A 25,607-nucleotide genomic window follows, 5' to 3' on the forward strand; every position below is an offset into this window, starting at 1 on the left:
CCTAAGATTTCCCGGAAGCAGGCCAGAAAGCTGCAAAAGCGCCCAAAATAGGGCAAAATAGGGCATCCATCCGCCAAACTTCGCAGGAGACACACGATGCGTGAAGTGATCGCCCGCCAACTTCGCCTGGGTCACGCTGACATCGGCAGGCTGACCTTCAACCCACGTTCGCGGGACGACATCCCGCAGGTGTTGCAAGGGCTGCAATACATTTATGTGACAGACGAACTGCGTGAGGCGGTGTTTGCGGTGCTGGAAAAGCGGGTTCCGGCGGAGGTGGACGCCAGCCGTGGACGCCCCGGCATGGATCTGTGGAATGCGCTGGTGCTGGCGACATTGCGGGTGAACCTGAACTGGGACTATGACCGGCTGCTGGAGATGGCGAACCAGCACCGCAGCATCCGTCAGATGCTGGGGCATGGTTTCTGGGATGATGACGATGAGTACAAGCTGCAAACGGTCAAGGACAACGCCGCTCTGGTGGACGAAGCCAGCCTGCAACGCATCAACCAGTTGGTGGTGGAGGCCGGTCACAAGCTGCTAAAAAAAAAGCCGCGCCGCTGAGCGCCCGTTGTGACTCCTTCGTGGTGGAAAGCAACATCCACTACCCGACCGACATCAACCTGTTGTACGACGCGGTGCGTTGTTCGGTGCGCACGGTGGCCGATTGGTGTGAAGGGCACGGCGACAGCCGCTGGCGGCAATGGCAGTACAATCTCCGCCAGGTGAAGAAAGCCTGCCGTCATGCGCAGAAGCTCAAGCACTCCAGCTCCCAAGACCCGGACAAGCAGGCCACCCGGCAACAGGCCATCCGTGACGCCCACCACACCTACCTGGGCCTGTGCGCCGCGCTGTTGTCGAAAGTGGAGGAAACGGTGGCTGACCTGCCCCTCAGCCTGCTGGACAGCCGGTCGGGCAACGACCTCCAGCGCTGGCTGGGGTACGGGTGGCATCAGGTTGACCTGGTGCGGCGGCGGGTGCTGGACGGGGAAACCATCCCCCACGGCGACAAGATCTTCTCCCTCTTCGAGGATTACAGCGAATGGCTCAGCAAGGGCAAAGCCGGTGTGCCGGTGGAGCTGGGCCTGAACGTGTGCGTGATGGAATCGGCTGACGGCTTCATCCTCCACCACCAAGTGATGCAACACTGCCCCGACAGTGAGATTGCCGTGACCATGGTTAAGCAAGCCAAAGCGCTGTTCCCCTCCCTGAGCGCGTGCAGCTTTGACAAGGGGTTCCACTCACCGGCCAACCAGCGCGAACTGGCCGAACTGCTCGACCGGGTGGTGTTGCCGAAAAAGGGCCGCTGGAGCCAGGCGGACACTGCCCGTGAAACCGACCCGGCGTTTGTCCAGGCCAGACGCCAGCACTCAGCGGTGGAATCCGGCATCAACGCACTGGAAGTCCATGGGCTGGACTATTGCCCCGACCGGGGGCTGGAACGCTTCAAGCGCTATGTGGCACTGGCGGTGGTGGGCAGGAACCTGCAAAAGGTCGGGGCCATTTTACAGGCCAGGGCGTTGGAGGCCTTGCAGAAGGATGAACGCCGACGACAGCGCCAAGCCGCCTGAACCACCCCACAACGCCGACCGATGAGGGAAAATGCCGGGAAGGCAGGGCAGCCCCTGCACCGAAGGCAAGCCTGCGCTGCCAGCCATGCCTTGAAACCCAGCGTTTTACCCTCGTGCTTGCCAGAAGGTGGCGGGGAAAACGGCTGCATGGACTAAAATTGGGCACTCGTGGCGGCAGGAAGGCTTTTTCGGTCAGACACTATCTAGTGTCTGACCGGAAACCCTAAAACCCTTTTCCGATCAAGATGCTACGCCCGTTTTCCTTGCCCTAAGATTTCCCGGAAGCAGGCCAGAAAGCTGCAAAAGCGCCCAAAATAGGGCAAAATAGGGCATCCATCCGCCAAACTTCGCAGGAGACACACGATGCGTGAAGTGATCGCCCGCCAACTTCGCCTGGGTCACGCTGACATCGGCAGGCTGACCTTCAACCCACGTTCGCGGGACGACATCCCGCAGGTGTTGCAAGGGCTGCAATACATTTATGTGACAGACGAACTGCGTGAGGCGGTGTTTGCGGTGCTGGAAAAGCGGGTTCCGGCGGAGGTGGACGCCAGCCGTGGACGCCCCGGCATGGATCTGTGGAATGCGCTGGTGCTGGCGACATTGCGGGTGAACCTGAACTGGGACTATGACCGGCTGCTGGAGATGGCGAACCAGCACCGCAGCATCCGTCAGATGCTGGGGCATGGTTTCTGGGATGATGACGATGAGTACAAGCTGCAAACGGTCAAGGACAACGCCGCTCTGGTGGACGAAGCCAGCCTGCAACGCATCAACCAGTTGGTGGTGGAGGCCGGTCACAAGCTGCTAAAAAAAAAGCCGCGCCGCTGAGCGCCCGTTGTGACTCCTTCGTGGTGGAAAGCAACATCCACTACCCGACCGACATCAACCTGTTGTACGACGCGGTGCGTTGTTCGGTGCGCACGGTGGCCGATTGGTGTGAAGGGCACGGCGACAGCCGCTGGCGGCAATGGCAGTACAATCTCCGCCAGGTGAAGAAAGCCTGCCGTCATGCGCAGAAGCTCAAGCACTCCAGCTCCCAAGACCCGGACAAGCAGGCCACCCGGCAACAGGCCATCCGTGACGCCCACCACACCTACCTGGGCCTGTGCGCCGCGCTGTTGTCGAAAGTGGAGGAAACGGTGGCTGACCTGCCCCTCAGCCTGCTGGACAGCCGGTCGGGCAACGACCTCCAGCGCTGGCTGGGGTACGGGTGGCATCAGGTTGACCTGGTGCGGCGGCGGGTGCTGGACGGGGAAACCATCCCCCACGGCGACAAGATCTTCTCCCTCTTCGAGGATTACAGCGAATGGCTCAGCAAGGGCAAAGCCGGTGTGCCGGTGGAGCTGGGCCTGAACGTGTGCGTGATGGAATCGGCTGACGGCTTCATCCTCCACCACCAAGTGATGCAACACTGCCCCGACAGTGAGATTGCCGTGACCATGGTTAAGCAAGCCAAAGCGCTGTTCCCCTCCCTGAGCGCGTGCAGCTTTGACAAGGGGTTCCACTCACCGGCCAACCAGCGCGAACTGGCCGAACTGCTCGACCGGGTGGTGTTGCCGAAAAAGGGCCGCTGGAGCCAGGCGGACACTGCCCGTGAAACCGACCCGGCGTTTGTCCAGGCCAGACGCCAGCACTCAGCGGTGGAATCCGGCATCAACGCACTGGAAGTCCATGGGCTGGACTATTGCCCCGACCGGGGGCTGGAACGCTTCAAGCGCTATGTGGCACTGGCGGTGGTGGGCAGGAACCTGCAAAAGGTCGGGGCCATTTTACAGGCCAGGGCGTTGGAGGCCTTGCAGAAGGATGAACGCCGACGACAGCGCCAAGCCGCCTGAACCACCCCACAACGCCGACCGATGAGGGAAAATGCCGGGAAGGCAGGGCAGCCCCTGCACCGAAGGCAAGCCTGCGCTGCCAGCCATGCCTTGAAACCCAGCGTTTTACCCTCGTGCTTGCCAGAAGGTGGCGGGGAAAACGGCTGCATGGACTAAAATTGGGCACTCGTGGCGGCAGGAAGGCTTTTTCGGTCAGACACTATCTAGCTGAATGCAGTAGGAATCCCCTTCCTTTAGGGAGGGGAGGATGTCAAGCAAATGGGGCTAAAACGCGATTCTAACACCAAAATGAGGCTGTTTTCTGGCTTGTGCAATCTTCCCCGATGACTATTGAGTCAGCGCCACCAATACGCCTCGGGTTAGCTGTTGCAGGTCTTGCGCTGCCAGCTCGATTTCCAGCCCGCGCCGCCCAGCACTGACGTAAATCGTGGGAAATTGCACGGCAGAAGTGTCAATGAAGGTTTTCAGCAGCTTTTTTTGCCCCAAAGGGCTGACACCGCCGAGCACGTAGCCGGTGGTGCGGGCGACCAGTGCCTTGTCTGCCATGTCGGCTTTTTTAGCGTGGGCGGCTTTAGCGATGGCTTTCATGCTGAGCATCGCCGCGACGGGGAGGATGCCAACCGCGAGTTCTTTGCCATCGAGACTAACCACTAGCGTTTTGAAGACTTGCGTGGGGGGCAGGCCGAGCTTTTCCGCCGCCTCCAGCCCATAGGCTTCATTGGCAGGGTCGTGGGCGTATTCGTGTATCTTGAAGGCGATCTTGGCTTTTTTGGCAAGGTTGATGGCGGGGGTCATGGTTGGCCTTTTTCTCCGGTTATCGCTGTTTCAAATATTCCAGCCTCAATTTTAGACCTATCCGGGTGTCCAGCCAATATACCGCGATACACCCCGCTGCATACATCAGCAAATCGTGGAAACTGAAACTCGTCCCCAGCACTACCCGCGCCCATCCGGTCAGGTGTAGCACATCCGCCAGCCGGAACAGTTGTGCGACTTCAATCAGTGTGGCAAAGGCAAATACGCCTATTGCCAGCCGTTTCGGCTCGAAGTCATAAACAGCTTTCGCAGCGCAATACAACAAGATTACCACCAGAAAATCACCGAAATAGGCGCGGATGAAGTGGTAGTCGTTGAGCTTGGTGGCAATGATCACTTCGACGATGAATAGAATGATGGCGGCGGTCAGCATCGGTAGATTCAAGCGCATGTTGGTATTTCCCCATTATTTCAAGACGATTGTTGGCGGGATTTCCGGTAACGGTGAATGCGCGATTTCATGTCACTCATCAGATTTTCTGCTTGTTTGGGAAATAGCAGCAATAATGCCCCGCCGGGCATGGCGACGGACAGCAAGATCAACACAATTTTGTGTGAAGGTGGAATATTCATCAGGTTTGGCCCATTTGTTTCTGTATTCTGCATCATGCAAAGTTTCAGACAGTATTATCTCCCACAGGTTTGCAGCTAATGTGCAGATAATCAAGAAATTTATAGGCACATGCAAGCAATCTGGCTTTGGCTTGCATCGTACACATGACTTTGCCGCTATTCTTGCCGCCGACGTTGATCGATAATGCCCTAATGCATTTCTTTTTCCCTCCTGCTAAAATAATGCCATTCAGTTAAATATGTGACATTGAGGTGAGAAGTGACATCCGTGGCAGCAAATGTCTCTCAAGGCGGCAGAATTGTCATCCCAGCCGACATCCGTCAGAAAATGGGTATAGCGATTGGTGATCAGGTCTTGCTCGACTGGTCGGAGGCAACGCAAGAACTACGGGTTTTCACCCGCAAGCAACGCCTGCAACATGCCCGCGATCTCGTGCGGCAATATGCCCGTCCGGGCGTTTCAGTCGTCGACGAATTGATTCAGGAGCGACGCAAGGCAGCAGCCGATGAGTAAGGTTATTCTGGATACTTCGGCTCTGCTTGCTTACCTGTTTGAAGAGACAGGAGCCGATAAGGTATCGCCAATTCTTGAAGCAGGCAGCGGGGTGATTGGTAGTGCCAACTATGCCGAGCTAGTCACCAAACTGGTCGACAAAAACATGCCGATGCCGGAAATCCTGGCCGTGATCAGCAGTCTCGAACTTGAGTTTATTCCGCAGGACGAACAGCAAGCACGTCTGACCGGGGAATTACGTGCTATTAGCAAGCCGTTTGGTTTGTCGTTGGGCGACCGAGCCTGTTTGGCGCTGGGGCTGGCGACTGGTCTACCCGTCATGACGGCGGATCAACTCTGGAAAGATGTTGCTACAGGTCAGGATATAAAGCTAATGGTCATTCGTGACAAACCATTATCTAAAGAAGTATAACCAAGGAATATTTCATGCACGTCGTCATCCTCACCGCTATCGTAGTCGCCGTCTTCACATTCCTGATGTTAAGGCGGTGGCGCAGCGCTAAACAGGAGGCGATGCCTGATAACCGTAGTAGCTATGAAGCTTTCGTCAATGCCGACGAGTTCGATGAGATGGTATTGAAAACCTCGCACAAGACGCCGGTAATGGTCGATTTCTATGCCGAATGGTGTGGCCCCTGTCGCGTGCTGACGCCACTATTGGCCGGATTCGCCGATGATTACCAAGGCGCGTTCCTGCTGGCGAAAGTGGATGTGGACAAGAACCAGCAACTGATGCACCGCTTCGATATTCGCGCCATGCCGACGGTCTTGCTGTTCCGTGACGGGGAATGCGTGGAACGTTTCACTGGGGCAAAACTCCCCCATAGTATTCGCTACATCCTGACAAAACATGGTATTCACGCACCGAAAGCCGCATCAGGCGGGGAAGATGTGTAGGAGTAGTGGTGCAAAGTTTTAAGTCATGAGTAGCCGTTGTTCAGTAGGTTGTCTTATGCCAAAGGCACAAGCAACAAACTGATGGGCACAGCAAAAAACTGTCGTCCAGTCACCCGAAACGGCAACACCCGCTCCCCACTGTAAAACACCAACCCCGCCTCCAACCTATCCCCCACAAACGCCGCCAACTGCGCCAACCCCTTGAAATCCGCCTCGCCCACCGAAGCCGACGCTTTGATTTCAATCCCGATCAGCTTGCCGCCGCTGCGTTCCAGCACAATATCCACCTCGTTTTTGCTGGTATCACGGAAGTGGTAAACACCAACTTCCTCCTCCGCCCAGCCCATGTGCTTGAAGCATTCCATCACGATAAGGCTTTCCAGCAGGTTGCCAAAAATGGCGGAAGTCGCCAGTTGCCGCGCTGTCTTAAGACCGAGCAAATGGCAAGCCAGCCCGGTATCCACCATGTGCAGCTTCGGCATTCCCACGGTTTCGCGTTTTGCGCTGTTTTTCACAAACGGGGAAATACGCTTGATGATAAACATCCATTCCAACGCCTCGATATAAGAGCGGATGACTTGATCGTTTTGCGCCAAAGCGTTGGCAACACTGGCATATTTCAGCAAATTGCCACTCAAGCCCGCGAGGTAGGGAATCAAGGCTTGCAGCTTGGCATGATATTCCCCTCGCGCCGCGTACAGCGTTTCAAAGTCCTTGAACAAACGCCCCTGAATGTAGGATTTGAACCAGATGGATTTGCCGCGCGTGCTTTTGCTTTGCACTTCCGGGTAGCCGCCATCCAGCAGGATTTGCGCCAGTTGTTCGCGCATGCCCGCTTGATGGCTGGGGTGAGTTCTGGCGCATACTGGAATTCATCCAGCACCAAATTCTGCCCGGCAAAGGACTGGATAAAACCGTGGGGGTCATTGTGTGCCGCTGCCGCTACGGCTTCCTCATCCAGCGACAGGTATTGCATTCCACGCTCGGCGGCAATCATTTTGGCAAGCGTAGTCTTGCCTGCCTGCCGTGGCCCGGTTAGGTAAAGAATCCTGAATTCTGCCAGCAATTCCAGCAGAAAGGGTGTGCTGTTACGTTGATACATGCGGATTCCTCGTCACCTTAATACGAGAAATACTAGACCTTAATACGATTTTCGGGAACCCTTATCACGAGAAATCGGCGTGCTTAATACGAGTTTTTGATAAATAATCTCATAAAAATCAGTTTTCTAGAAAATTTCTTTGCAAAAAGAGCTACTGTAACAACCACTGATTCGGATCAACATAAAACAGCTTGTTCCAAGCCTGCGGCACACTCGCGTTATACAGCCACGGCTGCGGGTAAGGCGTGCGGATGGCGTAATGCAAGTGCGGTGGCTTGCCCTTGGCATTGCCCGACGTGCCGACTGTACCCAGTGGTTCACCCGCTTTTACCCAGCGTAACGCTTGCGTATCAATGCGTTGCAGGTGCGCGTAATAATGCAAGCGCCACTTGCCACCCAGCACCAGCACGCTATTGCCACCCATGCTATCCACCCCGGTATGCACCACCAAGCCTTGGGTAGCCGCCAGCACGGGCGTGCCTTCCTTGGCGAAAATGTCGATGCCTTTGTGTGTGCCGGAACGTCCCCACGGGTAATACCAGAACGATTGCGGGTTCCAGTCTGCCGCCGTCGCGCCGCTGACCGGGATGCGCGGTGTTTCGGGCAGTAATGCAACCGCCGCCACGAATGCTAGTAATAATGCCAGCAAGGTCTTTTTCATCGCCTATCCTTTGCGTGCTTGTGTGTCTGCACAGCATAAGCATAGGTTTTGCAGAAATACCTCAATCAATACGGAAAGTTTGTGCAGAGTTAGCCGTTTGTCGTTTAAACCGTTTTGGCTGGGCTTGCGTTGTTACTTTTCGGCTAAACAGGCAGACTACGCAGGTGAGTAATACGTCATGCTCAAGAAAGGAGTTTTCATGCTGACTGTCAAGATTGTTGAACCGCTTCAGGCCATCGAATGGTTGAAGTTCGGTTGGCGCATGTTCCGGGCAAATCCGGTGAATTGGGCGCTGATGGGGTTATTGTTTGGGGTGATTGTGCTGGTCTTAAGCATGTTGCCGTTTCTCGGTGGGGTGCTGCTGAATATGGCCGTGCCCTTGCTGACCGGCGGCATGTTGCTGGCCGTGAAAAATGCTCATGCGGGTAAGCAGACTGAAATTCCTGAGTTATTCAGTGCATTCAAGGATGAAACCACCCGTTACCAGTTGTTGATGCTGGGCGCTTTGATGTTGGGCGCGGGTTTCGTCGCCGCTATCCTTAGCAAGTTATTGGTGGGGGATATGATCAGCATTGATGAGCTGACCGGGATGCCGATCTTCAATTTTGGTGGCAGTATACTGGTTTTCCTGTTGCTGGTTAGCTTGGGCATGGGGATGTTGTTCACCTATGCGCCTGCCTTGGTGGTGTTTAACGGCATGAGTGCGTTAGAAGCAGTGAAAGGTAGTTTCCAAGGTGCGTGGGCGAATGCGTTACCTTTCGTGGTATTTGCTTTGCTTTATATGGTGCTGGCGTTTGTGGCGTCGATTCCGATGATGCTGGGTTTTCTGGTGCTGATCCCGGTCATGATGGGAGCCGTTTATGCCAGTTACAAGGATATTTTTAAATGATGGAAAAGCGTCCGGTAGCCGCTACCGGCATGGCAATCAGCCCGTTGGGGTTGGGCACGGTCAAATTCGGGCGTAATCAAGGCGTTAAATACCCACAAGGCTTTGAACTGCCTTCTGATCGAGAAGTGCGCGAATTGCTGGCGCTGGCTTTCGACCTTGGCATTAACCTGCTGGACACCGCACCCGCCTACGGTTTGAGCGAGGAACGTATTGGCAAACTGCTGCCGACTTCCCGCCACGAATGGGTGATCGAAACCAAGGTGGGCGAACATTTCCGTGATGGCGAATCCAGCTTCGACTTCAGTGCAGCGGGCACGCGCCTCAGCGTGGAAAACAGTTTGCGCCTGCTGAAAACCGATTACCTCGACATGGTGCTGATCCATTCCGATGGCGATGATGTGCGCATTCTGCGTGAAGAGGCAGTGCTGGATACCTTGTTACACATGCGTGAGCAAGGCTGGGTGCGCTCGGTTGGCATTTCCTCGAAAACCGTGGAAGGTGGTTTGTTGGCCTATGAACTCGGTTGTGACGTGGTGATGGCGGCTTACAACCCGCTGTACACCGACGAATTGCCGGTGCTGGAAGCCGCCGCCCAACAGGGCAAGGCCGTGCTGGTGAAAAAAGCCTTTGCCAGCGGACATCTGGATAAATTCAGCGGTGCGAATCCTGTAGAACAGGCGCTGAGCTTTATCCTCGCACAAGCGGGCGCTACCAGCGTGGTGCTAGGAACAATCAACCCCAAACATTTGCGCGAGAATGTGGCGGTGGCGCTAGAGGTGTTAGGTGAGACGTAATCTTTACACTGTTTTGATGTACTTTCTGACACCCATCTTCATCCTGCGCTTGCTGTGGCGTAGCCGTGCTAACCCGGCATATCGGCAGCGCCTCGCCGAGCGTTTTGGCTTTGGTACGGTGCGCGGTTCCTGTATCTGGCTGCACGCGGTATCCGTCGGGGAAACCATTGCCGCCCGCCCGTTGGTGGAACGTTTGCTGAAGGAATTTCCCCAACACACACTGCTGGTGACAACGACGACGCCTACGGGGTCGGATACGGTCAAGCGCCTGTTCGGTGAACGGGTCAAGCACTGTTATTTGCCTTACGACTTGCCGGATGCACTGGCGCGTTTGCTGAGGCGGGTGCAGCCTAGATTGCTGGTGGTGATGGAAACCGAAATCTGGCCGAACCTTTACGCCGCTTGCGCCCAACGCAATATTCCGTTGTTGCTAGCGAATGCGCGGCTGTCGGAACGTTCGATGCGGGGCTATGCGCGGATTGATAAGTTGGTGTGGGAAACACTGGCAAATGTCAGTTTGATTGCGGCACGCGGTGAGCAAGATGCCTTGCATTTCCAGCAGCTCGGTGCTTATGCTGAACAAGTGGTGGTGTGCGGCAATATCAAGTTTGATTGGCAGATTCCCACCGGGCTGGTGGAACAGGGCAAGCAATGGCGCCAGCAGTGGGGCGCAAGTCGCCCGGTGTGGGTGGCCGCCAGTACGCATCCGGGTGAAGACAAGATTATCCTGCGCGTGTTTGCCCGGTTGCGGGAAGCGTTGCCGGAGTTGCTGCTGATTATGGTGCCGCGCCACCCAGAACGCTTTGATGCTGTTGCCCGCTTGTGTGCGGAGAGCGGTTTGCCCAGTGTGCGGCGCAGTGCGGGCAGTGATTTTTCCTCTGATACCGCCATTATTGTGGGTGATAGTATGGGAGAAATGTTGTTGTGGTATGCTTCCGCCGATGTGGCCTTCATCGGTGGCAGCCTAGTGGCTCACGGCGGACATAACCCGTTGGAAGCGGCTGCTTTTGGCTTGCCGGTGGTCAGTGGCGTACACGTACACAACTTCGCCGACATCTTTCCGCCCCTGTGTGAGGCAGGTGGTGCAATACTGGTGGCGGGCGAAGCTGAGCTGTACGCACCCTTGCTGACGTGGTTGCAGGATGCGGAAGTGCATCACCAGACAGGTGTTGCCGCCCAACATTTTTTCCAACAAAATCAAGGTGCTTTGGATTGCCTGATGCAATCCGTACACCGCTTGATGAAAATATAAATGAGGCTAAATGATGAAATTACTGACCCCTTTCATGCTGGCAATGGCTGTTGCAGCATTCGCCCTGACCGCTTGCGGCGAGAAACAAAGCGGCACAGCGACTGCGCCGGAGACGGCGGGCAAACCGATGGAACAGGCGGTTGCGCCGAGTTCACCACCGAAGGCAACCGAAACAGCAGAAGCTGCCAGCGACGTGCATCCGGGCAAGGCTATCCATGACGCCAACTGCATCAGTTGCCATGATGCGGGCGTTTACACCCGTGCTGACCACAAGATGAAAGATTATGGGATGCTCGTCGCGCAGGTACGCCGCTGTGACGCCAACCTCGGTTCCAAACTGTTCGACGATGACATAAACAAAGTGACCGAGTACCTGAACGACACCTACTATAAATTCCCGAAATCCTAAGTTAGCACAAGCCCATGCCCTACACCGTCACTATCCAGAACACCCCTTGGCGCTTTCAGGTGAACGAAGGCGAAACCGTGCTGCAAGCCGCCTTGCGTCAGGAAATTCCGGTACCGTGGGGTTGTGGCGGTGGGATTTGTGGCGTGTGCATGGGGCAAATCGTCTCGGGGGAAATGATTTACCCCGACGGCGAACCGCTGGCACTGTTTGAAGAAGATGCCGCAGCGGGCAAGGGGCTGTTCTGTGTCGGCGAACCGGCTTCCGATCTGGTGCTGGAAGTGCCAGAAATCTAGTCTAATCCGTCCACTGCTGCCTTCCACGGCTTGCCACCAATCAGCAAGTCGCGGATGGCGGCATTGCCTTGCATATCCACCGCCAACACCAGTTCACCCTGCTGATCACGCACCTTGGCTTCCAGCACTTGCGCGTAGGCTTCGGGAATGTAGAAACGCTCAATCCCCGCGCTAAACACGCCGTTATCGCACCGCCCGTGGATGAACAGCGTGCAATCGGGCGGCAATTCATCCGTTGGATACAACCCCCGTTGCGGACGCAGGCACACGCTGGCCTGCCCCTGTTGTTTGTCACAAACCGCTTCCACGCCGTAATCCACCCGGTAAATCAGGTAATGCCCGGAAAGCAAATCACGCGGGTCGAAACCACTGATGGGCAGAGTCACTGCCACGCCGCTGTTACGCTGCACGCTTTTCAGGTAAGCACTGCCCGCCAGTGCCAGAATCGGTAATACCAAGGCCACGATCAGCCAGCGCTTTCTGTTCAAGTTTGCAACCCCGTTGTCCATGCCCGCAGGCGGTCACGCGACTTGTACCACAGCCAGGTCATGCCGATGATCAAGCTGCCGGAAACGATCAGCCCCACCCCGGTGGCTGCCAGCCCGCCCATCGCCTGAAAGTACAGGATCACAAAGCGTAGCCCGATCAAAAACGTCACCAGATTGAAGGTATGCTGCCGCCCGCTATTTCCCGAATGCAACGCATACAGGAACAGAATGGCGAGTGTCAGTAAGGGGGCGCGGATGTCATCCGCCTGCCAGAAACTGACCGTAGCCTGTGCCTGTGACCCAAACAGGCTGTAACGGCTTTGCCCGCTAAACAGCCAATCAGGGTGGAAATACAGCAGCAGCAAGCCCAATGCCCCCAGCAATAACAGCCGGTTCAGCCAGCGGTATTCGCGGTGTAACAGGATTCCCAGTGCCAGTAGCCCGGCGGTCATATAAGCAGGCACAAACCACGCCAGTTGATATTCCGTCATTTCGCCACCGGAACGCGCAATGTCGATCATGGCCAGCGCAATCATCGCGGTAATTTGGAACCAGAAGTACAGGCTGGTGCTAAAGCCGCGCAAGGTTTTTACCGGAAACGTGGCGTAATACAGCGTGGCGGATAGTAAGGGAGCCAGCAGCAACACCGCAGGCAAGGTTTTCCATTGCTGCCAGATGTCAGGGGTGGTGAAATCGACCAGACTCCACACCAACCCTTGCAGCAATAATGTTACCCAGAAAAAGCGCGTAAACAGGCTGCGGGCAAACAGGCTCAGCAAAAATGTAATTGCCGCCCAGAACAGCAGCGCGTGATACCACTGCCCGCTGATGTGAAAAATTTGCGAAATCAAGCCAATGCTCGCCAGACACAGCAGCATGAAACTCACCAGCAGCACTTCAAACCACACCCCGTGGCGGCGTTGGGGGTATTGCCAGAAAATGCCCCCCGCCAACACCGACAGCAGCGCGAAATCCACCCCCAGTTTGGTGCTATCGGCGATGTGCGCCCAATTCGCCGCAATCAGCGAAATCACGCCCAGCCCGATGATCACCGCGCCGAGGATCATGAAACTGTACAGCCAGCCGTTGGCGTTCTGACGGCGCTCGGCTTCAAAACTGAGGATATTGGCGTGTTGCGCTGGGGTAATTAACCCAGCTTGGAGCCATTGATTAAGTTTAGTGATAGTGGTCACAGTTATTATGATAAATTAAGTTGATGATGAGCGGTGTTTTTGGATCTCTGCATGTTTATAGGCTTTAAGTATTCTACACGGTTCGTCAGCGTGTAAACCTATCAAAATATGGCTTGGATGGTGAATTTTTTGAATCAGAAGGAGCTCGGGTTATGGTTTCACAGCAAACAGGGACAGGCTTTGTTGCTCTGTCCAGTAGATTTCCTTGGTGGCGGCTTGCTTTATTGCCGCTCGCAGCTTCACTGCTGACAGCGTGCGGTGATGCAACTAACATCGCGAACAGCGATGATGGTTTGTCCTCAGATTTGGCTACTATCGCATCAACCCGGCCTGTTGTGGAGAATACTTCCCAGACCAGTTCGGAAACGGTAACTATCCCCACCCGAGTCAACACGGCTCCTGCTGCCAGTAGTAGCACTGATTATCGGAGTAGTGGTCATACTGAACTGGATCAGCGGGATACTCCCCAGACCAGTTCGGGAACGGTAACTATCCCCACCCGAGCCAACACGACTCCTGTTGCCAGTAATGTAACAATTTCTGACAGCAACGGCGGCAGTGCCATGGTTGGGGATCTCCTGAACGGTACTTATACCTATACTGACGCAAAAAATGATCCACAAGGTATATCCACTTTTCGCTGGTTGCGTAATGGCAGTGTAATTGCCGGGGCAACCAGCCAAAGCTACATGATTGTGGCAGCAGACGCGGGGACAACCATTACTTTTGAGGTGATACCTGTCGCCGCTAGCCGTCAAGCTGGTATAACAACAGGGGCTTCCGTCACATCCAGTGGTATTAATGTCGTTGCTACCTCATCACCGGTAAATGTTACCATTAGCGGAAAAGCTACCTTTGATTTGGTTCCTGTTAAACTAACGGGACTTGATTATAACAATACCGTTATTTCCAATGTCCGCAAGGCAACGGTTGAAGCATTGGATGCTTCCAATACGGTGATAGCCAGCACCAAAACGGGTATTGATGGTACGTATAGTGTTACCGTCCCGGCAAACACCCCGGTGAAAATCCGGGTCAAAGCTGAACTGGCTGATTATAGTTTAATGGTTGTCGATAATACTAACAGTCAAGCATTGTATAGCTTGGACGGGAGCCTGACGACTAGTGGCATGAGTAATTCAACCCGTGACTTATATGCGCCCTCTGGTTGGGGAGGAAACGGTTATACATCAGGTGCTGCCCGGAAGTCTGCTCCTTTTGCTATCCTTAACAGTATGTATACTGTCTGTGAGAAAATCAGGGCTGTTGATCCTGCCGCCACTTTTTCTCCCCTGAAGGTTAACTGGTCAGTAAACAATGTTCCAACCGTTGGTGATAAGGCGTTGGGGCAGATTGACACTTCTCATTATGATAGCGACGTAGTCGGGTTGTATATCTTGGGGAAGGAAAATGTTGATACCGATGAGTTTGATGATCACATCATGATTCACGAGTGGGGTCATTATTTCGAAGACAAGTTCTCCCGTTCTGATAGCATGGGAGGTATCCATAGTGATGGAGATATTCTTGATATGCGCCTTGCATTTGGTGAGGCTTGGGGTAATGCCCTGTCAGGCATGATTACTGACGACCCGTTGTATGTGGATACATCCGGTATGAATCAAGCATCCATTGGTCTCGAGTTGAATGTTGAGACGCAGGAAGCCGTTGAGCCAGGCTTTTACAGCGAGGGTTCATTACAGCGGGTTCTGTATGATCTTTATGATTCTACAAATGAAACGGGTGATGCAGTATCCTTGGGCTTTGGATCCATCTACTCTACCATGATAGGTAAAGAAAAAAATACCCAAGCCTATACCAGCATCTTTACCTTTATCAAGGCGATTAAAGAAAATAACCCAAGCCAAGCGGCTAATATAGATTCGGTTGTCGCCATGGAAAATATGGAACCAATTAATGACATTTATGGTAGTGCTCAAACGGATAACCGCAGTGGGAACCTCAATGTTCTTCCCATTTACACGCCCTTAACGGTTGGTGGTGGTGCTGTAGAGCGTTGTAGCGTAGTTGACCTGAGTGCCCCCAACCCTGGCAACCGTTTGTCTGTAAGGCGTTACTTTAGATTTACGATTGCAGCAGCAGGCGATTACACGATAACAGCCGAACGGACTTCGGGGCGAGATCCAGCAAAAATAGTTTTTAATGTGGCGAAGGCATCACCGTTCAATGCAACATTTATCGAGGCGCAGGATACGGCACCAAATACACAAACAGTTACTCAAAACTTGGTTGCGGGTGATTATGTGATGGAGGTTTATGACGTTGATAATGCAGAAGGTGCTGGAGCAAATGTTTGCTTTAATGTATCCATTAACTAACCATCAAAGTCTAATGTTTACAGAGGTTATTGATTATGAAACAGAATAAGACAGCATTGGCAATTGTCATTGCGTTAGTGACGTTGGTTGGTTGTGGCAAAGCAGATGTCAGCCATAGTGCGGCAGCAGCTCCTGCCCCTGCTGGAGTTGAAAATACGACAGTGCTGGTAGGCTCTACCAAAGGGCAGTACCAGAAACCGGGCGCACCTGTTGACCTGACGTATAAGTCTGATAAGGTTAGCGTGGGTGAGACCAGTAATATCAGTGCAGTATTTCATTTGGCTGCCTTTAATATTGATAGTGCTAAAGTTGACGTTATTGTAGACGACGGGTTGTTAGTAACGGGGTTGGCGGGTGATTCATTCATGCTCGATTTAAAGTCGAATGTAGTAGATTATCCGCTGTCATTTTCTGCCTATCCTAGTGATGCTGGACTACGTTATGTCAATCTGATAGTGACGACAACGAAAGGCGGGGAATCGCAATCACGAGCCTTTTCAATTCCCGTTCAGGCAGATGGTGCTAGTAATGCTCGAGCGATGAGTAGGCCAACGTCGTCAGTTGAATATGATGCTAACAATAATCCAATCTTGCCAATGAAAGCGGAAGAGACGATTAAGGTTAACTAGGCTGATTATTTCAATACGCAGAGTTATAGACAAGTTCATTGTTAAACTAGGCTTTGTCCGAGGAGTTGGTGAGTAATCTCACCCGCTCCTTTGTCGTGAATAGATATTATCTTAACTGTCAAGTCCCGATAGATCATATACTTTATCAGTGCCATAACGGCCTAACCGTTAGTCGTTTCCCGCTCCTTGTCGAGCGGGAACTCCCGTATCATGACGCAACCTTTTACCCATGAATAACAATAAATTGCGCCATGAAAATCAGCCATATCTTCAGTACGCTTGTGCTATTGGTCGCTAGTTGCCAACCCGCTTTCGCCGATGTTTCCTGTGAGGTTAACGTGCTGCTGCAAGGCGCATACGAGGCTTCCAGCGGTTTAATGCGTGACGATTTACGCAGCAAAGGCTACTTACCCATCACGCAACCTTACAACGTTCCCCCTTTCAACCATGCCGGAGGCGAAACGCTCAGTACCGCCGTATTGGCGGTGGAAGGTGATAAAGCGGTGGTGGACTGGGTATTGCTGGAATTGCATGACGCTAGCAGTGATACCGTGCTGGGCAGCAAGGCGGTCATGGTGCAACGTGATGGTTTGCTGGCTAACCCGCAAACGGGTGCAAACACTTTGGACTTCATGGGGGTTGCGCCGGGTAATTACCGTATTGGTATCCGCCATCGTAATCATCTGGGGATAACCTCCCACCCGGTGGCGCTGGCACAAACGGCGACAGTGGTGGATTTCACAGGCGTGCAGGCCGGGGATCTGACCCGTCAGGTGGTGGGCGACAAGGCGTTGCTGTGGGCGGGCGATGCGGATGCCAATACCCAAATCATCGGTGGCGGGCCGGGGACGGATGTGAATGCCGTGTTGGGTCAAATACTGACCGAGCCGGATAACAGCACGCAAGGCGCGAATTATCGTTTGAACGGTTATTTCAATACCGACCTGAATCTGGATGGCGTGACCATTTTCGCGGGACCCGGAACCGACCTTAACCTGCTGAAATCCAATGTGCTATTACACCCCGATAACCTGACTACCAGCCAGAATTACATCGTCAAGGCAACGGGTGAAGCGCCTGTCACGACGACCAGTGGCGTTGAGGATACGCGGCTGGAAGATGCTTTGCGCACTGGCGATGCCAGCAGCGTGACCACCAAGGCATTGCTGGATGCGGGTATTGCTCAGGCGCAAAGTGAGGCGGATTACTGCAAGGCTGAGCTTGCCAACATTTATCCGGCTGGATTGGTGCAAACCCTGTTCCCGCTGCGTTCGGCTTACATGGCTTCGACCAGCCCGCACAATTTGCCGCTCCATGCTGCGTACAATAACGGTGCGGTGCAGGTGTATTCGTGGATGGGCAGCAAGGTCAATGGTACACGCTACGCCGTGCTGGGAACCAATGTGTTCAGCTTCACCAAGGTGAATACGGATCTGAAAGACAACACCCTCAATGTTTTGCGCTGGCTGCTGAAACGCGCTGCGGACGCTGATGTGCTCAATGAAAAACTGACCGTGCTGGTGCCTAACTATTGGGACAGGGTGGCGCTGAATGACTGGCTGAGTGCCAATAGCCTGAGCCACCAGTGGACGGTTTCAGTCGACGCGGCCTTGCTGAAAAGTGGCGCGTTTGACCTGTATCTGGGCGATGTGAACCGCGATGTCACGGAAGTGCAGCAGGCATTTGCCGCCAACAAGCCGGTGCTGGTTTTCAATAACTGGTATCAGCCCAATGACGCCAATCTGGCCGAATTTGGCCTGCTTTGGCGTTGGTATGCTGAGCAAACCGTGGGCGATTTTGCGTCGGTGGCGGCGCAATGTGCCCAGTCGTCCGATGCCAGTGTTATCCAGACCACGCTGACCAGCCTGCGTGACGGGCTGCCGGATTTCACCTACGAGGCTAGCGATTGCCCCGACAGTGTAGGCACGGTGAAGTGTGATTTGGCTAAAGTGACCGATGCCGCCGGTCATAGTGTCGAGGAACTGTTTAATCAGGGCGCAACGGCGATTCGCACCCAGTTACAGGCGCTGGATTATCAGGGAAGCAATCTGTTTGCGCAGGCTGACGGCTCGCGCTTGCTGAAAATCGCGGTATTGCTGGCGGACAAGTACCGCGCCGACATCCACTACCCGATGGATAAGGTGACGACGACGGATACGGCTTTTTATCAGGCATTGTTTGCGGATTACGGCGTCCACTATTCGCGCCCCGATAACGTTTACCAAGCGGATATGGGCGACTTTACCACCGCACAAACCAAGCTGAATGCAGCCAGCACCACCAGTAAAACCCGCACGTACACGCCTACGGTGTTTGGTGAATGGACGAGCACTGGCCTGTACGCGCCACCCGGTAAAACCATCACGGTACGCCGTACTGACAGCGGTACGTCTGAAGCCAAATTGCGTTTCAACTTCCTGCGGGAAAGCACCCGTTTGTGGAATGACCAGCAGTACAGCCGCCCGCGCTATATGAGCAGCCCGGTCATAACGCTGGCAGCAGGCCAGACTTACACCTTTTCCACCCCCTACGGTGGCCCGCTTTACGTTGGCTGGATGGGTGTCGACAGTGACGCAACCCCGTTTACGCTGGCATTCGACAATGTGCTGGAAAACCCGTTGTTGCAGGCGTTTGATGCCATCGACATCCAGAGTTTCCTGAATGACATCCTGTTAAGCGACAGCGACTGGGTGGACATCAAAACCCCGTATGCGGAAATCCATTCCCTCAAATCCTATATGCTGAAATCCTTCGCGCGGCAGGATGGCAACGAGGCCAACAGTTATACGCCGGAAGACGTGCAGGCGTACATCGAGGATCTGAACCATTACCTGATTGCCGGGAATTACGCCTATGCTGGTTTCAGCGGGGCAGGGCTGGCGGCGCTGGATGCTGCAACCAGTGATTTCTGTACCCGTTTCGGTTTGAGCAGCGTGATGTATGACGGCAGCACCCGCAACCTGTGTACCGATGCGGCGATTCATGTCAAGCCGAAAATCCAGCACATCAACGCGGATGTGAATGCGGCGTGTGGCGCGTTGTGCTCCGGCAACCCGTTTGATTCCTACGCACCGATTGAGCCGTTGGGCTGGGGTGAAAACCACGAAATGGGGCATAACCTGCAACGCGCCCGCCTGAAAATTTACGAAGGGCGCAGCACGGAAGTGTCCAACAATATATTCCCTTTGCACACCCAATGGCAGTGGACGCTGGATCAGGGGCTAAGCAAACACCCCAGCCAGACCCGCCCGGCGAACCAGGAAGCTTTCACCATCCTGCAAGCTGCCCGCAAGGCAGGCACGGCAGCCGATACCAAACACCCGCTGTGGTCGGGAACGGGGACGTATGACAATGCGTTCGAGCGCTTGTCGTTCTACATGCAATTGGCCTACAGCCAGCAATCGTGGGGTGTTTACACCAAGCTGTATTTGCTGGAACGCATTTTCACCGATGCCATCAAAACTGATGCCAAGTGGGATGCGGTGAAAACCCGGCTGGGTTTCGGTCATTACACCCGCACAGATGCCAGTGCTATCAGTGGCAATGACTTTATGTACATCGGTGCTTCAACCATCGCGGGCAAGGATTACAGCGCGTACTTCGCCGCCTGGGGAATTGAGGTCACGCAGGCCGCCAAGGATCAGGTGGCAGCGAACGGCGTCAGCGGGCAAGTACCGGCGTTGTTCTACTATGTGAATAAGGAATTGCCAGCGGTTATGCCAACAGCGGCGGATACTATTCCGTTGGATGGCACAAGTGTGTGGTTTGATCCGACACCTTGATCAAAACGGTGGGAGTGGCATTCAGAAGCAGGCACAATAGCAGTATGATCGAACTGGAAACAACACGGCAAGAGGGAACACTTCGCCTGAACTTGCAGGGCAAGTGGACGTTTGCAGAAGCGGATGCCATCAAGACGCAACTGTCTGCCATCGGGCTGGAAGCAGCGGTGGGCGTGGTGGTGGATGCTAGTGCGCTAGAACGGCTGGATGTAACCGCTGCATGGCTGGTTTATCAGCAGGCACAGATCTGGCAGCAACAAGGTGCCGAAGTCCGCTTTGAACATTTCCCCGCTGAATACCTCGGCTATTTTGAGGAAGCGCGACAGCGTGATCAGCCTGTTATGGGGTGGGGTGCATTCCTGCAAACACCCGTGCGGCGTTTGGGGCAATCTGCGCTGGCTTTGCTGGAAACTTTGCGGTCGTTCATTACGTTTTTTGGCCACAGTCTGGTCGGGTTGGTCGTCGCACTGTTTTCACCTTCTACCTTCCGGTTTCGCTCGGTATTTCATCATGTATTTTCCACGGGCATCAGTGCCGTGCCGATTGTGGCTTTGATTGCCTGTCTGATCAGCATTGTGATTACCTATCAGGGCGGTGGGCAATTACGCGATCTGGGGGCGGAAATGTATACCGTCGACATGGTGGCGATTTCGGTGCTGCGCGAACTGGGCGTATTGCTGACTGCGATCATGGTGGCGGGGCGTTCCGGCAGTGCGTTTGCGGCGGAAATTGGTTTGATGAAAACCAATCAGGAAGTGGATGCGCTGCGGGTGATGGGTGGCGACCCGTTCATGATTCTGGTGATTCCGCGTCTGGTGGCGTTGGTGATTGCTTTGCCGTTGCTGACAATACTCGCGGATATTATGGCGTTGGCGGCGGCGGCGCTGATTTCTTCCGCGATTCTGGATATTTCGTTTAGTCAGTTTTATTCGCGGGTGGCGTTGAATGTGGAATTTCGCACCTTTGCTGCCGGGTTGATCAAAGCGCCGTTTTTCGCGGTGGTCATTGCCCTGATTGGCTGTTGGCAGGGGATGCGGGTGACGGGTTCTTCCGAAAGTCTGGGCGAACACACCACCAAAGCGGTGGTGGATTCGATTTTTCTGGTGCTGCTGCTGGATGCGCTGTTTTCCGTGCTGTTCTATCAGCTTGGGTTTTAGCAAGGGGGAGTCATGGAAACCATCATTGCCGTCAAGCATCTGGTCAACCAGTTTGGCAGCCAGCGGGTGCATGACGGGTTGGATCTGGAGATTCGCCGTAATGAAGTGCTGGGCATTGTGGGTGGTTCCGGCTCTGGTAAGTCGGTGCTGTTGCGCACGATTCTGGGCTTGAATACGCCCACCAGCGGGGAAATTTATTTTCAGGGGCAGGAGTTGACCGGGATGAAGCGGCAGGAACTGGCTGGCCTGAAACGGCGCTGGGGGGTGATGTTCCAGCGGGGGGCGCTGTTTTCCTCGCTGAGCGTGGCGGACAATATCCAGTTTGCCCTGCGTGAATTTTCACATCTGACCCCAGCGGAATGCCGCGAGTTGATGCTCGTGCGTCTCGAAATGGTGGGTTTGGAAGCACATGTGGCCAACAAGTTCCCCTCTGAGCTTTCCGGGGGGATGATCAAGCGCGTGGCGTTGGCGCGGGCGCTGGTGCTTGACCCGCAAGTACTGTTTCTGGATGAGCCGACCTCTGGCCTTGATCCGGTATCAGCGGAAGAGTTTGACCAGCTTATTGCGACCTTGCACCACAATCTGGAATTGACAGTGGTCATGGTAACGCACGACCTGGATAGTTTAGCGTCTGTCTGTGAGCGTATCGCCATCTTGGTCGATAAGCGTATAGTGGATGGTACATTAGCAGAGCTATTAGCAAGCCCGCATCCGCAAATCCGCCAATATTTCAGCGGTAGGCGGGCGCAGGCAATCATGAGGGAGAACACATGGAACGGGATGCCCACTACTTCGTAGTTGGTTTGTTTGTCATCGCGATGGCGGTGGCGGGTTTCCTGTTTGCCGGATTGTTTTACGATGATAAGGCGGGCAGGGATTTCGTCAGTTACGACATCCATTTTGATACGCCGGTCGATGGCTTGGAGCGGGGCAGTGAAATCCGCTACATGGGTATCAAGGTCGGCGAGGTGACGCAGGTTTTTCTGTTACCCGGTGGTGATGCGCGGGTTGGGGTGCGGGTACGGGTGGAAGATTATACGCCGGTCAATTCCGCTACGATCGCCACTTTGCGTCAGCAAGGGCTGACCGGGCTACCTTTCATCAACCTGACCCAGAATGACAAGGTGGGTAAACCGCAACCGCTGGTGGCTGCCGAAGGTCAAGCGTTGCCGGTCATTTTCACCGAGCCGTCGGAGCTGGATGCCTTGGTGCAAAAGCTACCCGATCTGGAGAAAAACCTCACCGTATTGCTGAATTCTGCCAGTGAAGTGCTGAATAAGGAAAACCGTGAGAACGTAGCCAGCTTGTTGAAAAATCTGGATACGGCGGTGGCAGGTATCCCGCTCTTGATCAGTAGCCTGCAACAAACCAGCACCCAACTGGCAGAGCTTGTGGATGCCACCAACAAGGCAGTGAGCCATTCTGAGCAAGGCATTACTGCCAGTATGAAAGACTTTCAGGCCGCTTTGGGTACTATTCGCAATACCTCGCAAAAGCTGGATACCTTGCTGAAAGATGTCGACCGGGTGGTGGTCAATAATGAAGGTCAGGTCAACGAGTTACTGGGCGAAGGCAGTGAAAACCTCCGACAATTGCTGAATGAATCGCGTAAGACGGCGGTATCCATCCGTCAGTTGAGTGACCGGTTGGGGCAAAATCCTTCGCAGATCATTTACCAACCTGCCCCGCAGGGAACGGAGTTGCCACGATGAACATACGCCCTCTTCTGCTATCGTGCGTGATGTTGTTATCGGCCTGTTCGTCGCCGTTGAAAAGCGACTTGCCTGCCGACCAGACCTACCGGCTGAATCCGCAGGTAGCGCTTGCCCCACAACGCCTAAGCATCAATCTGTATGTGCCGAAAGTGTCGGTCAGCCCAGCGTTGGATAGCGCCCACATCACGCTGATGAAACCGGGGTTCCAGCAGGATTTCATCGCGCACAGCCGTTGGCCTGATGATTTGTCGGTGTACCTGCACGCGGTTATGCTGGATACCTTGTCACGCAGCGGCGGCTTCCAGTCGGTTTCCGAACAAATGCTGGGCAAGGGCGGAAACTACAAGCTGTTGCTGCGCGTATCTGCGTTTCAGGCAGAGTATCCGCCGGATGGCAAGGGCAATGCCGCCGTGGTCGTGGCGATGGAATCCATCCTCGTGCGGGTGCAGGATCAGCGGGTTATGGGGCAACACCGTTACGATAGTCGCAAAGAAAATATACCCGTGAGCACCAGCAAAATTGTCGAAGCACTGAATCAGGCGTTGGCAGAATCCACCCGGCAGTTGATTCAGGATTTACAGCGGGATTTGTAAGGCTTCCCGCATGGCCTGTTCGCTGCTCGGCAGTGCCAGCACAGCATGTAGCGGAAACAGGGCGGCGAGTTTAACAACGTACTGCATGTCTTCCTTGTTGCAGAACACGATGACTTTGGTTTGTGGGGAAAAGCGTTGTAAGGCGCGTAAGGTGACATCGAGGTTGCATACATTCGCCCCGGCGTAGTTGTTGCCATAGCCGTAGATGAATTCCCCAGTCAGAAAGTCGGGAGCTTGTTGCTGCAAGGCTTTGTGCAGTTTGCGGGCAGCGTTAAAGCACTCTTCTTGCATACCAAGCTGCTGGTAGAGAGCACCAAAATTCGGGTGTACTGGGGATTCGATCAAGGAAAAAACTGTTTTCATAACGCTACCGGAAACCATCATGTCACTGCGAATTATCGCATGATAGGGCATAATGGCTGCATCCAGAACAGCCGGGAATAACAAAAGATGCAATACAGGTTGAGTGACCACGCCAAGAAACGGCTCCAGCAACGGGGAATCAAGCAGGAGTGGTTAGCTGCTGCCTTGGCAATGCCTGATATAACAGAAAACGATGCAGAAGATGCGACACTCGTTCACGCGCTGAAAGAAATTCCAGAGAAAGGTTTCAAGCGGCTGCGGGTCATTTACAATGAATCCATTGAACCTGTGACTATCGTGACGGCTTACTTTGAATAGGGTGATACCATGAAGATTGAATTTGATCCACTAGCGGATGCCATGTATATCCAGCTTGCTGAAGGCGAAGTCGACAAAACCGAAGAGGTCAAACCGGGCATGATGTTCGACTACGATGTGAACGGCAATGTGCTGGGTATTGAAGTCTTGTATGTGAGTAAACGCGCTGAACTACCTTTGAAACAGGCTGCATAACTAATGAACAATCACGTTATTCCACGTCACCACACCGTTCCCGTGAAGGTGGGCAATATCACGGTCGGTGGCGATTTCCCGGTGGTGGTGCAATCCATGACCAATACCGATACGGCGGATGCAATCCGCACGGCGGCGCAATGTGCGGAGCTGTACCGCGCTGGTTCGGAGCTGGTGCGCATTACCGTCAATTCGCTGGAGGCAGCGCAAGCCGTGCCCGAAGTACGCGACCGCCTCGACAAGATGGGCTGCGACGTGCCGCTGATTGGCGACTTCCATTTCAACGGCCACAAGCTGCTGACCGCTGTGCCAGAATGTGCGCAAGCCCTCGCCAAATACCGCATCAACCCCGGCAATGTCGGGCGCGGCAAGAAGCGTGACGAGCAATTCGCGCAAATGATCGAATTCGCCTGCCGTTACGACAAGCCAGTACGCATCGGCGTTAACTGGGGGTCGTTGGATCAGGAATTGCTGGCACGCAAGCTGGACGAAAACAGCAAACTGGCACAGCCGCTGGAACTGTATGACGTCATGCACGCTGCACTGATCGAATCCGCCCTCACCAGTGCGGCGAAAGCCGAAGAATACGGCCTGCCACACGATCACATTATTCTGTCGTGCAAACTCAGCGAAGTGCAGGGTTTGGTACGTGCTTACCGCGACTTGGCGAGCCGTTGCGATTACCCCTTGCACCTTGGTTTGACGGAAGCGGGCATGGGTAGCAAGGGCATCGTCTATTCCACCGCTGCCCTCTCGATCCTGTTACAGGAAGGCATTGGCGACACCATCCGCATTTCCCTGACACCCGAACCCCACGCCAAGCGCGAAAAGGAAGTCATCGTCGGGCAGGAAATTTTGCAGTCACTCGGCTTGCGTTCCTTCACCCCGCAAGTGGTGGCTTGCCCCGGTTGCGGGCGTACTTCCAGCGATTATTTCCAGCACCTTGCTGAAGACATCCAAAACTGGTTGCGCGAACAAATGCCGGTGTGGAAAGATCAATACGCAGGCGTGGAAAGCATGTCGGTGGCGGTGATGGGTTGTGTGGTTAATGGGCCAGGCGAGAGCAAACATGCCAATATCGGCATTAGCCTGCCGGGTAGCGGTGAAACGCCGGTTGCCCCAGTTTACGAAGACGGGCAGAAAACCGTCACGCTGAAAGGCGACAATATTGCACAAGAGTTTCAGGCATTGGTCGAAACTTACGTGCAAAAAACGTATGGATAACA

General features: G+C 54.4%; 29 protein-coding genes. 20 read left to right on the top strand and 9 right to left on the bottom strand.

The features are described 5' to 3' along the window. Window positions 1–96 precede the first annotated feature (96 nt). Together J9253_RS01305 and J9253_RS01310 are read left to right on the top strand one after the other, a co-directional pair. Window positions 97–1,571 (top strand): ISNCY family transposase gene (locus J9253_RS01305; RefSeq protein WP_228291448.1). Its coding sequence is split into 2 segments (ribosomal slippage): window positions 97–550 and window positions 550–1,571, totalling 1,476 coding nucleotides; the frame shifts between segments, so codons are not numbered across the junction. Between the two features lie 363 nt (window positions 1,572–1,934). Next, window positions 1,935–3,409 (top strand): ISNCY family transposase gene (locus J9253_RS01310; protein ID WP_228291448.1). Its coding sequence is split into 2 segments (ribosomal slippage): window positions 1,935–2,388 and window positions 2,388–3,409, totalling 1,476 coding nucleotides; the frame shifts between segments, so codons are not numbered across the junction. 327 nt (window positions 3,410–3,736) lie between these two features. Here the strand turns inward: J9253_RS01310 and ybaK are convergent. The 3 genes from ybaK to J9253_RS01325 are packed head-to-tail and all read right to left on the bottom strand — an operon-like array spanning window position 3,737 to window position 4,834. Then, on the bottom strand, window positions 3,737–4,204 hold the full coding sequence (gene ybaK / locus J9253_RS01315; RefSeq protein WP_210222958.1) for a Cys-tRNA(Pro) deacylase: 468 nt from the start codon (window positions 4,202–4,204) through the stop codon (window positions 3,737–3,739). Window positions 4,205–4,223: 19 nt separating this feature from the next. Beyond that, entirely contained in the window at window positions 4,224–4,616 is a 393-nt protein-coding gene (locus J9253_RS01320; protein ID WP_210222959.1) for a ribosomal maturation YjgA family protein, read from the bottom strand. A 20-nt stretch (window positions 4,617–4,636) separates the two neighbouring features. Continuing rightward, complete coding sequence (locus J9253_RS01325; RefSeq protein WP_210222960.1) at window positions 4,637–4,834, bottom strand: hypothetical protein; 198 nt, start codon at window positions 4,832–4,834, stop codon at window positions 4,637–4,639. A gap of 232 nt (window positions 4,835–5,066) precedes the next feature. Between J9253_RS01325 and J9253_RS01330 the strand changes: the two genes are divergently transcribed. The 3 genes from J9253_RS01330 to trxA are packed head-to-tail and all read left to right on the top strand — an operon-like array spanning window position 5,067 to window position 6,209. After that, a complete protein-coding gene (locus tag J9253_RS01330; protein WP_210222961.1) occupies window positions 5,067–5,312 on the top strand; it encodes an AbrB/MazE/SpoVT family DNA-binding domain-containing protein in 246 nt (81 codons plus the stop codon). Continuing rightward, window positions 5,305–5,724: a type II toxin-antitoxin system VapC family toxin gene (locus tag J9253_RS01335; RefSeq protein ID WP_210222962.1), complete on the top strand. Its 420-nt coding sequence runs from the start codon at window positions 5,305–5,307 to the stop codon at window positions 5,722–5,724. The genes J9253_RS01330 and J9253_RS01335 overlap by 8 nt, the downstream gene beginning before the upstream one ends. A gap of 14 nt (window positions 5,725–5,738) precedes the next feature. Then, on the top strand, window positions 5,739–6,209 hold the full coding sequence (gene trxA / locus J9253_RS01340) for a thioredoxin (RefSeq protein WP_210222963.1): 471 nt from the start codon (window positions 5,739–5,741) through the stop codon (window positions 6,207–6,209). Window positions 6,210–6,262: 53 nt separating this feature from the next. Here the strand turns inward: trxA and J9253_RS01345 are convergent, their stop codons facing one another. From J9253_RS01345 to J9253_RS01350, 3 genes are all read right to left on the bottom strand, one after another. Then, window positions 6,263–6,931, bottom strand: a complete 669-nt coding sequence (locus J9253_RS01345) for a DUF4143 domain-containing protein (protein WP_228291602.1) — start codon at window positions 6,929–6,931, stop codon at window positions 6,263–6,265. Continuing rightward, window positions 6,865–7,311: an AAA family ATPase gene (locus J9253_RS20875; RefSeq protein WP_228291469.1), complete on the bottom strand. Its 447-nt coding sequence runs from the start codon at window positions 7,309–7,311 to the stop codon at window positions 6,865–6,867. The genes J9253_RS01345 and J9253_RS20875 overlap by 67 nt, the downstream gene beginning before the upstream one ends. 151 nt (window positions 7,312–7,462) lie before the next feature. Continuing rightward, on the bottom strand, window positions 7,463–7,972 hold the full coding sequence (locus J9253_RS01350) for a M23 family metallopeptidase (RefSeq protein ID WP_210222965.1): 510 nt from the start codon (window positions 7,970–7,972) through the stop codon (window positions 7,463–7,465). A gap of 199 nt (window positions 7,973–8,171) precedes the next feature. Here J9253_RS01350 and J9253_RS01355 point away from each other — a divergent pair, with 199 nt between their 5' ends. Genes J9253_RS01355 through J9253_RS01375 form a run of 5 tightly spaced genes read left to right on the top strand, consistent with a single transcriptional unit; the run spans window position 8,172 to window position 11,609 of the window. Then, a complete protein-coding gene (locus tag J9253_RS01355) occupies window positions 8,172–8,861 on the top strand; it encodes a BPSS1780 family membrane protein (RefSeq protein WP_028489998.1) in 690 nt (229 codons plus the stop codon). Continuing rightward, window positions 8,858–9,655, top strand: a complete 798-nt coding sequence (locus J9253_RS01360) for an aldo/keto reductase (protein WP_228291470.1) — start codon at window positions 8,858–8,860, stop codon at window positions 9,653–9,655. The genes J9253_RS01355 and J9253_RS01360 overlap by 4 nt, the downstream gene beginning before the upstream one ends. Beyond that, the gene (waaA, locus tag J9253_RS01365; RefSeq protein WP_228291471.1) at window positions 9,645–10,907 is read left to right on the top strand and encodes a lipid IV(A) 3-deoxy-D-manno-octulosonic acid transferase; all 1,263 of its coding nucleotides are present in this window, start codon (window positions 9,645–9,647) and stop codon (window positions 10,905–10,907) included. Before J9253_RS01360 ends, waaA begins: the two co-directional genes overlap by 11 nt. Before the next feature lie 10 nt (window positions 10,908–10,917). After that, on the top strand, window positions 10,918–11,316 hold the full coding sequence (locus J9253_RS01370; protein WP_210222966.1) for a hypothetical protein: 399 nt from the start codon (window positions 10,918–10,920) through the stop codon (window positions 11,314–11,316). 14 nt (window positions 11,317–11,330) lie between these two features. Beyond that, window positions 11,331–11,609 (top strand): 2Fe-2S iron-sulfur cluster-binding protein, encoded by a 279-nt coding sequence (locus tag J9253_RS01375; RefSeq protein WP_210222967.1) that lies wholly within the window; start codon window positions 11,331–11,333, stop codon window positions 11,607–11,609. Here the strand turns inward: J9253_RS01375 and J9253_RS01380 are convergent. Together J9253_RS01380 and J9253_RS01385 are read right to left on the bottom strand one after the other, a co-directional pair. Then, the gene (locus tag J9253_RS01380) at window positions 11,606–12,097 is read right to left on the bottom strand and encodes a GDYXXLXY domain-containing protein (protein WP_210222968.1); all 492 of its coding nucleotides are present in this window, start codon (window positions 12,095–12,097) and stop codon (window positions 11,606–11,608) included. The two genes, J9253_RS01375 and J9253_RS01380, sit on opposite strands and share 4 nt — an antisense overlap. After that, entirely contained in the window at window positions 12,094–13,290 is a 1,197-nt protein-coding gene (locus J9253_RS01385) for a DUF2157 domain-containing protein (RefSeq protein WP_210222969.1), read from the bottom strand. Before J9253_RS01385 ends, J9253_RS01380 begins: the two co-directional genes overlap by 4 nt. 152 nt (window positions 13,291–13,442) lie before the next feature. On the opposite strand from J9253_RS01385, the gene J9253_RS01390 reads away from it, so the two are divergent. From J9253_RS01390 to J9253_RS01420, 7 genes are all read left to right on the top strand, one after another. Beyond that, on the top strand, window positions 13,443–15,629 hold the full coding sequence (locus tag J9253_RS01390) for a hypothetical protein (RefSeq protein ID WP_210222970.1): 2,187 nt from the start codon (window positions 13,443–13,445) through the stop codon (window positions 15,627–15,629). Window positions 15,630–15,664: 35 nt separating this feature from the next. Beyond that, complete coding sequence (locus tag J9253_RS01395; RefSeq protein WP_210222971.1) at window positions 15,665–16,258, top strand: hypothetical protein; 594 nt, start codon at window positions 15,665–15,667, stop codon at window positions 16,256–16,258. Between the two features lie 251 nt (window positions 16,259–16,509). Beyond that, on the top strand, window positions 16,510–20,040 hold the full coding sequence (locus J9253_RS01400; protein WP_210222972.1) for an ImpA family metalloprotease: 3,531 nt from the start codon (window positions 16,510–16,512) through the stop codon (window positions 20,038–20,040). Window positions 20,041–20,084: 44 nt separating this feature from the next. Then, window positions 20,085–21,197, top strand: coding sequence for an MlaE family ABC transporter permease (locus J9253_RS01405; protein WP_210222973.1), 1,113 nt, complete (start codon window positions 20,085–20,087; stop codon window positions 21,195–21,197). 12 nt (window positions 21,198–21,209) lie between these two features. Then, entirely contained in the window at window positions 21,210–21,995 is a 786-nt protein-coding gene (locus J9253_RS01410; RefSeq protein ID WP_210222974.1) for an ABC transporter ATP-binding protein, read from the top strand. Beyond that, window positions 21,968–22,909, top strand: a complete 942-nt coding sequence (locus tag J9253_RS01415; protein WP_210222975.1) for an MlaD family protein — start codon at window positions 21,968–21,970, stop codon at window positions 22,907–22,909. The genes J9253_RS01410 and J9253_RS01415 overlap by 28 nt, the downstream gene beginning before the upstream one ends. Then, window positions 22,906–23,505 (top strand): ABC-type transport auxiliary lipoprotein family protein, encoded by a 600-nt coding sequence (locus J9253_RS01420; RefSeq protein WP_210222976.1) that lies wholly within the window; start codon window positions 22,906–22,908, stop codon window positions 23,503–23,505. Before J9253_RS01415 ends, J9253_RS01420 begins: the two co-directional genes overlap by 4 nt. Here J9253_RS01420 and J9253_RS01425 read toward each other — a convergent pair. Beyond that, complete coding sequence (locus J9253_RS01425) at window positions 23,488–23,868, bottom strand: hypothetical protein (protein ID WP_210222977.1); 381 nt, start codon at window positions 23,866–23,868, stop codon at window positions 23,488–23,490. The two genes, J9253_RS01420 and J9253_RS01425, sit on opposite strands and share 18 nt — an antisense overlap. A gap of 87 nt (window positions 23,869–23,955) precedes the next feature. Here J9253_RS01425 and J9253_RS01430 point away from each other — a divergent pair, with 87 nt between their 5' ends. From J9253_RS01430 to ispG, 3 genes are read left to right on the top strand one after another with little or no spacing between them, the layout of a single operon-like run. Continuing rightward, window positions 23,956–24,186, top strand: coding sequence for a DUF4258 domain-containing protein (locus tag J9253_RS01430; protein ID WP_210222978.1), 231 nt, complete (start codon window positions 23,956–23,958; stop codon window positions 24,184–24,186). Window positions 24,187–24,195: 9 nt separating this feature from the next. Further along, window positions 24,196–24,381, top strand: coding sequence for a DUF2283 domain-containing protein (locus J9253_RS01435; protein ID WP_210222979.1), 186 nt, complete (start codon window positions 24,196–24,198; stop codon window positions 24,379–24,381). Between the two features lie 3 nt (window positions 24,382–24,384). Next, the gene (ispG, locus tag J9253_RS01440; RefSeq protein WP_210222980.1) at window positions 24,385–25,605 is read left to right on the top strand and encodes a flavodoxin-dependent (E)-4-hydroxy-3-methylbut-2-enyl-diphosphate synthase; all 1,221 of its coding nucleotides are present in this window, start codon (window positions 24,385–24,387) and stop codon (window positions 25,603–25,605) included. Window positions 25,606–25,607: the final 2 nt, after the last annotated feature.

Origin of the sequence: Thiothrix litoralis (assembly GCF_017901135.1) — a bacterium.
Lineage (GTDB): Bacteria > Pseudomonadota > Gammaproteobacteria > Thiotrichales > Thiotrichaceae > Thiothrix > Thiothrix litoralis.

Coding starts and splice junctions, on each gene's coding strand:
- ybaK (WP_210222958.1), bottom strand. CDS start 4,204: ATGACCCCCGCCATCAACCTTGCCAAAAAAGCCAAGATCGCCTTCAAG.
- J9253_RS01320 (WP_210222959.1), bottom strand. CDS start 4,616: ATGCGCTTGAATCTACCGATGCTGACCGCCGCCATCATTCTATTCATC.
- J9253_RS01325 (WP_210222960.1), bottom strand. CDS start 4,834: ATGATGCAGAATACAGAAACAAATGGGCCAAACCTGATGAATATTCCA.
- J9253_RS01335 (WP_210222962.1), top strand. CDS start 5,305: ATGAGTAAGGTTATTCTGGATACTTCGGCTCTGCTTGCTTACCTGTTT.
- trxA (WP_210222963.1), top strand. CDS start 5,739: ATGCACGTCGTCATCCTCACCGCTATCGTAGTCGCCGTCTTCACATTC.
- J9253_RS20875 (WP_228291469.1), bottom strand. CDS start 7,311: ATGTATCAACGTAACAGCACACCCTTTCTGCTGGAATTGCTGGCAGAA.
- J9253_RS01350 (WP_210222965.1), bottom strand. CDS start 7,972: ATGAAAAAGACCTTGCTGGCATTATTACTAGCATTCGTGGCGGCGGTT.
- J9253_RS01355 (WP_028489998.1), top strand. CDS start 8,172: ATGCTGACTGTCAAGATTGTTGAACCGCTTCAGGCCATCGAATGGTTG.
- J9253_RS01360 (WP_228291470.1), top strand. CDS start 8,858: ATGATGGAAAAGCGTCCGGTAGCCGCTACCGGCATGGCAATCAGCCCG.
- J9253_RS01370 (WP_210222966.1), top strand. CDS start 10,918: ATGATGAAATTACTGACCCCTTTCATGCTGGCAATGGCTGTTGCAGCA.
- J9253_RS01375 (WP_210222967.1), top strand. CDS start 11,331: ATGCCCTACACCGTCACTATCCAGAACACCCCTTGGCGCTTTCAGGTG.
- J9253_RS01390 (WP_210222970.1), top strand. CDS start 13,443: ATGGTTTCACAGCAAACAGGGACAGGCTTTGTTGCTCTGTCCAGTAGA.
- J9253_RS01395 (WP_210222971.1), top strand. CDS start 15,665: ATGAAACAGAATAAGACAGCATTGGCAATTGTCATTGCGTTAGTGACG.
- J9253_RS01400 (WP_210222972.1), top strand. CDS start 16,510: ATGAAAATCAGCCATATCTTCAGTACGCTTGTGCTATTGGTCGCTAGT.
- J9253_RS01405 (WP_210222973.1), top strand. CDS start 20,085: ATGATCGAACTGGAAACAACACGGCAAGAGGGAACACTTCGCCTGAAC.
- J9253_RS01410 (WP_210222974.1), top strand. CDS start 21,210: ATGGAAACCATCATTGCCGTCAAGCATCTGGTCAACCAGTTTGGCAGC.
- J9253_RS01415 (WP_210222975.1), top strand. CDS start 21,968: ATGGAACGGGATGCCCACTACTTCGTAGTTGGTTTGTTTGTCATCGCG.
- J9253_RS01420 (WP_210222976.1), top strand. CDS start 22,906: ATGAACATACGCCCTCTTCTGCTATCGTGCGTGATGTTGTTATCGGCC.
- J9253_RS01425 (WP_210222977.1), bottom strand. CDS start 23,868: ATGAAAACAGTTTTTTCCTTGATCGAATCCCCAGTACACCCGAATTTT.
- J9253_RS01430 (WP_210222978.1), top strand. CDS start 23,956: ATGCAATACAGGTTGAGTGACCACGCCAAGAAACGGCTCCAGCAACGG.
- J9253_RS01435 (WP_210222979.1), top strand. CDS start 24,196: ATGAAGATTGAATTTGATCCACTAGCGGATGCCATGTATATCCAGCTT.
- ispG (WP_210222980.1), top strand. CDS start 24,385: ATGAACAATCACGTTATTCCACGTCACCACACCGTTCCCGTGAAGGTG.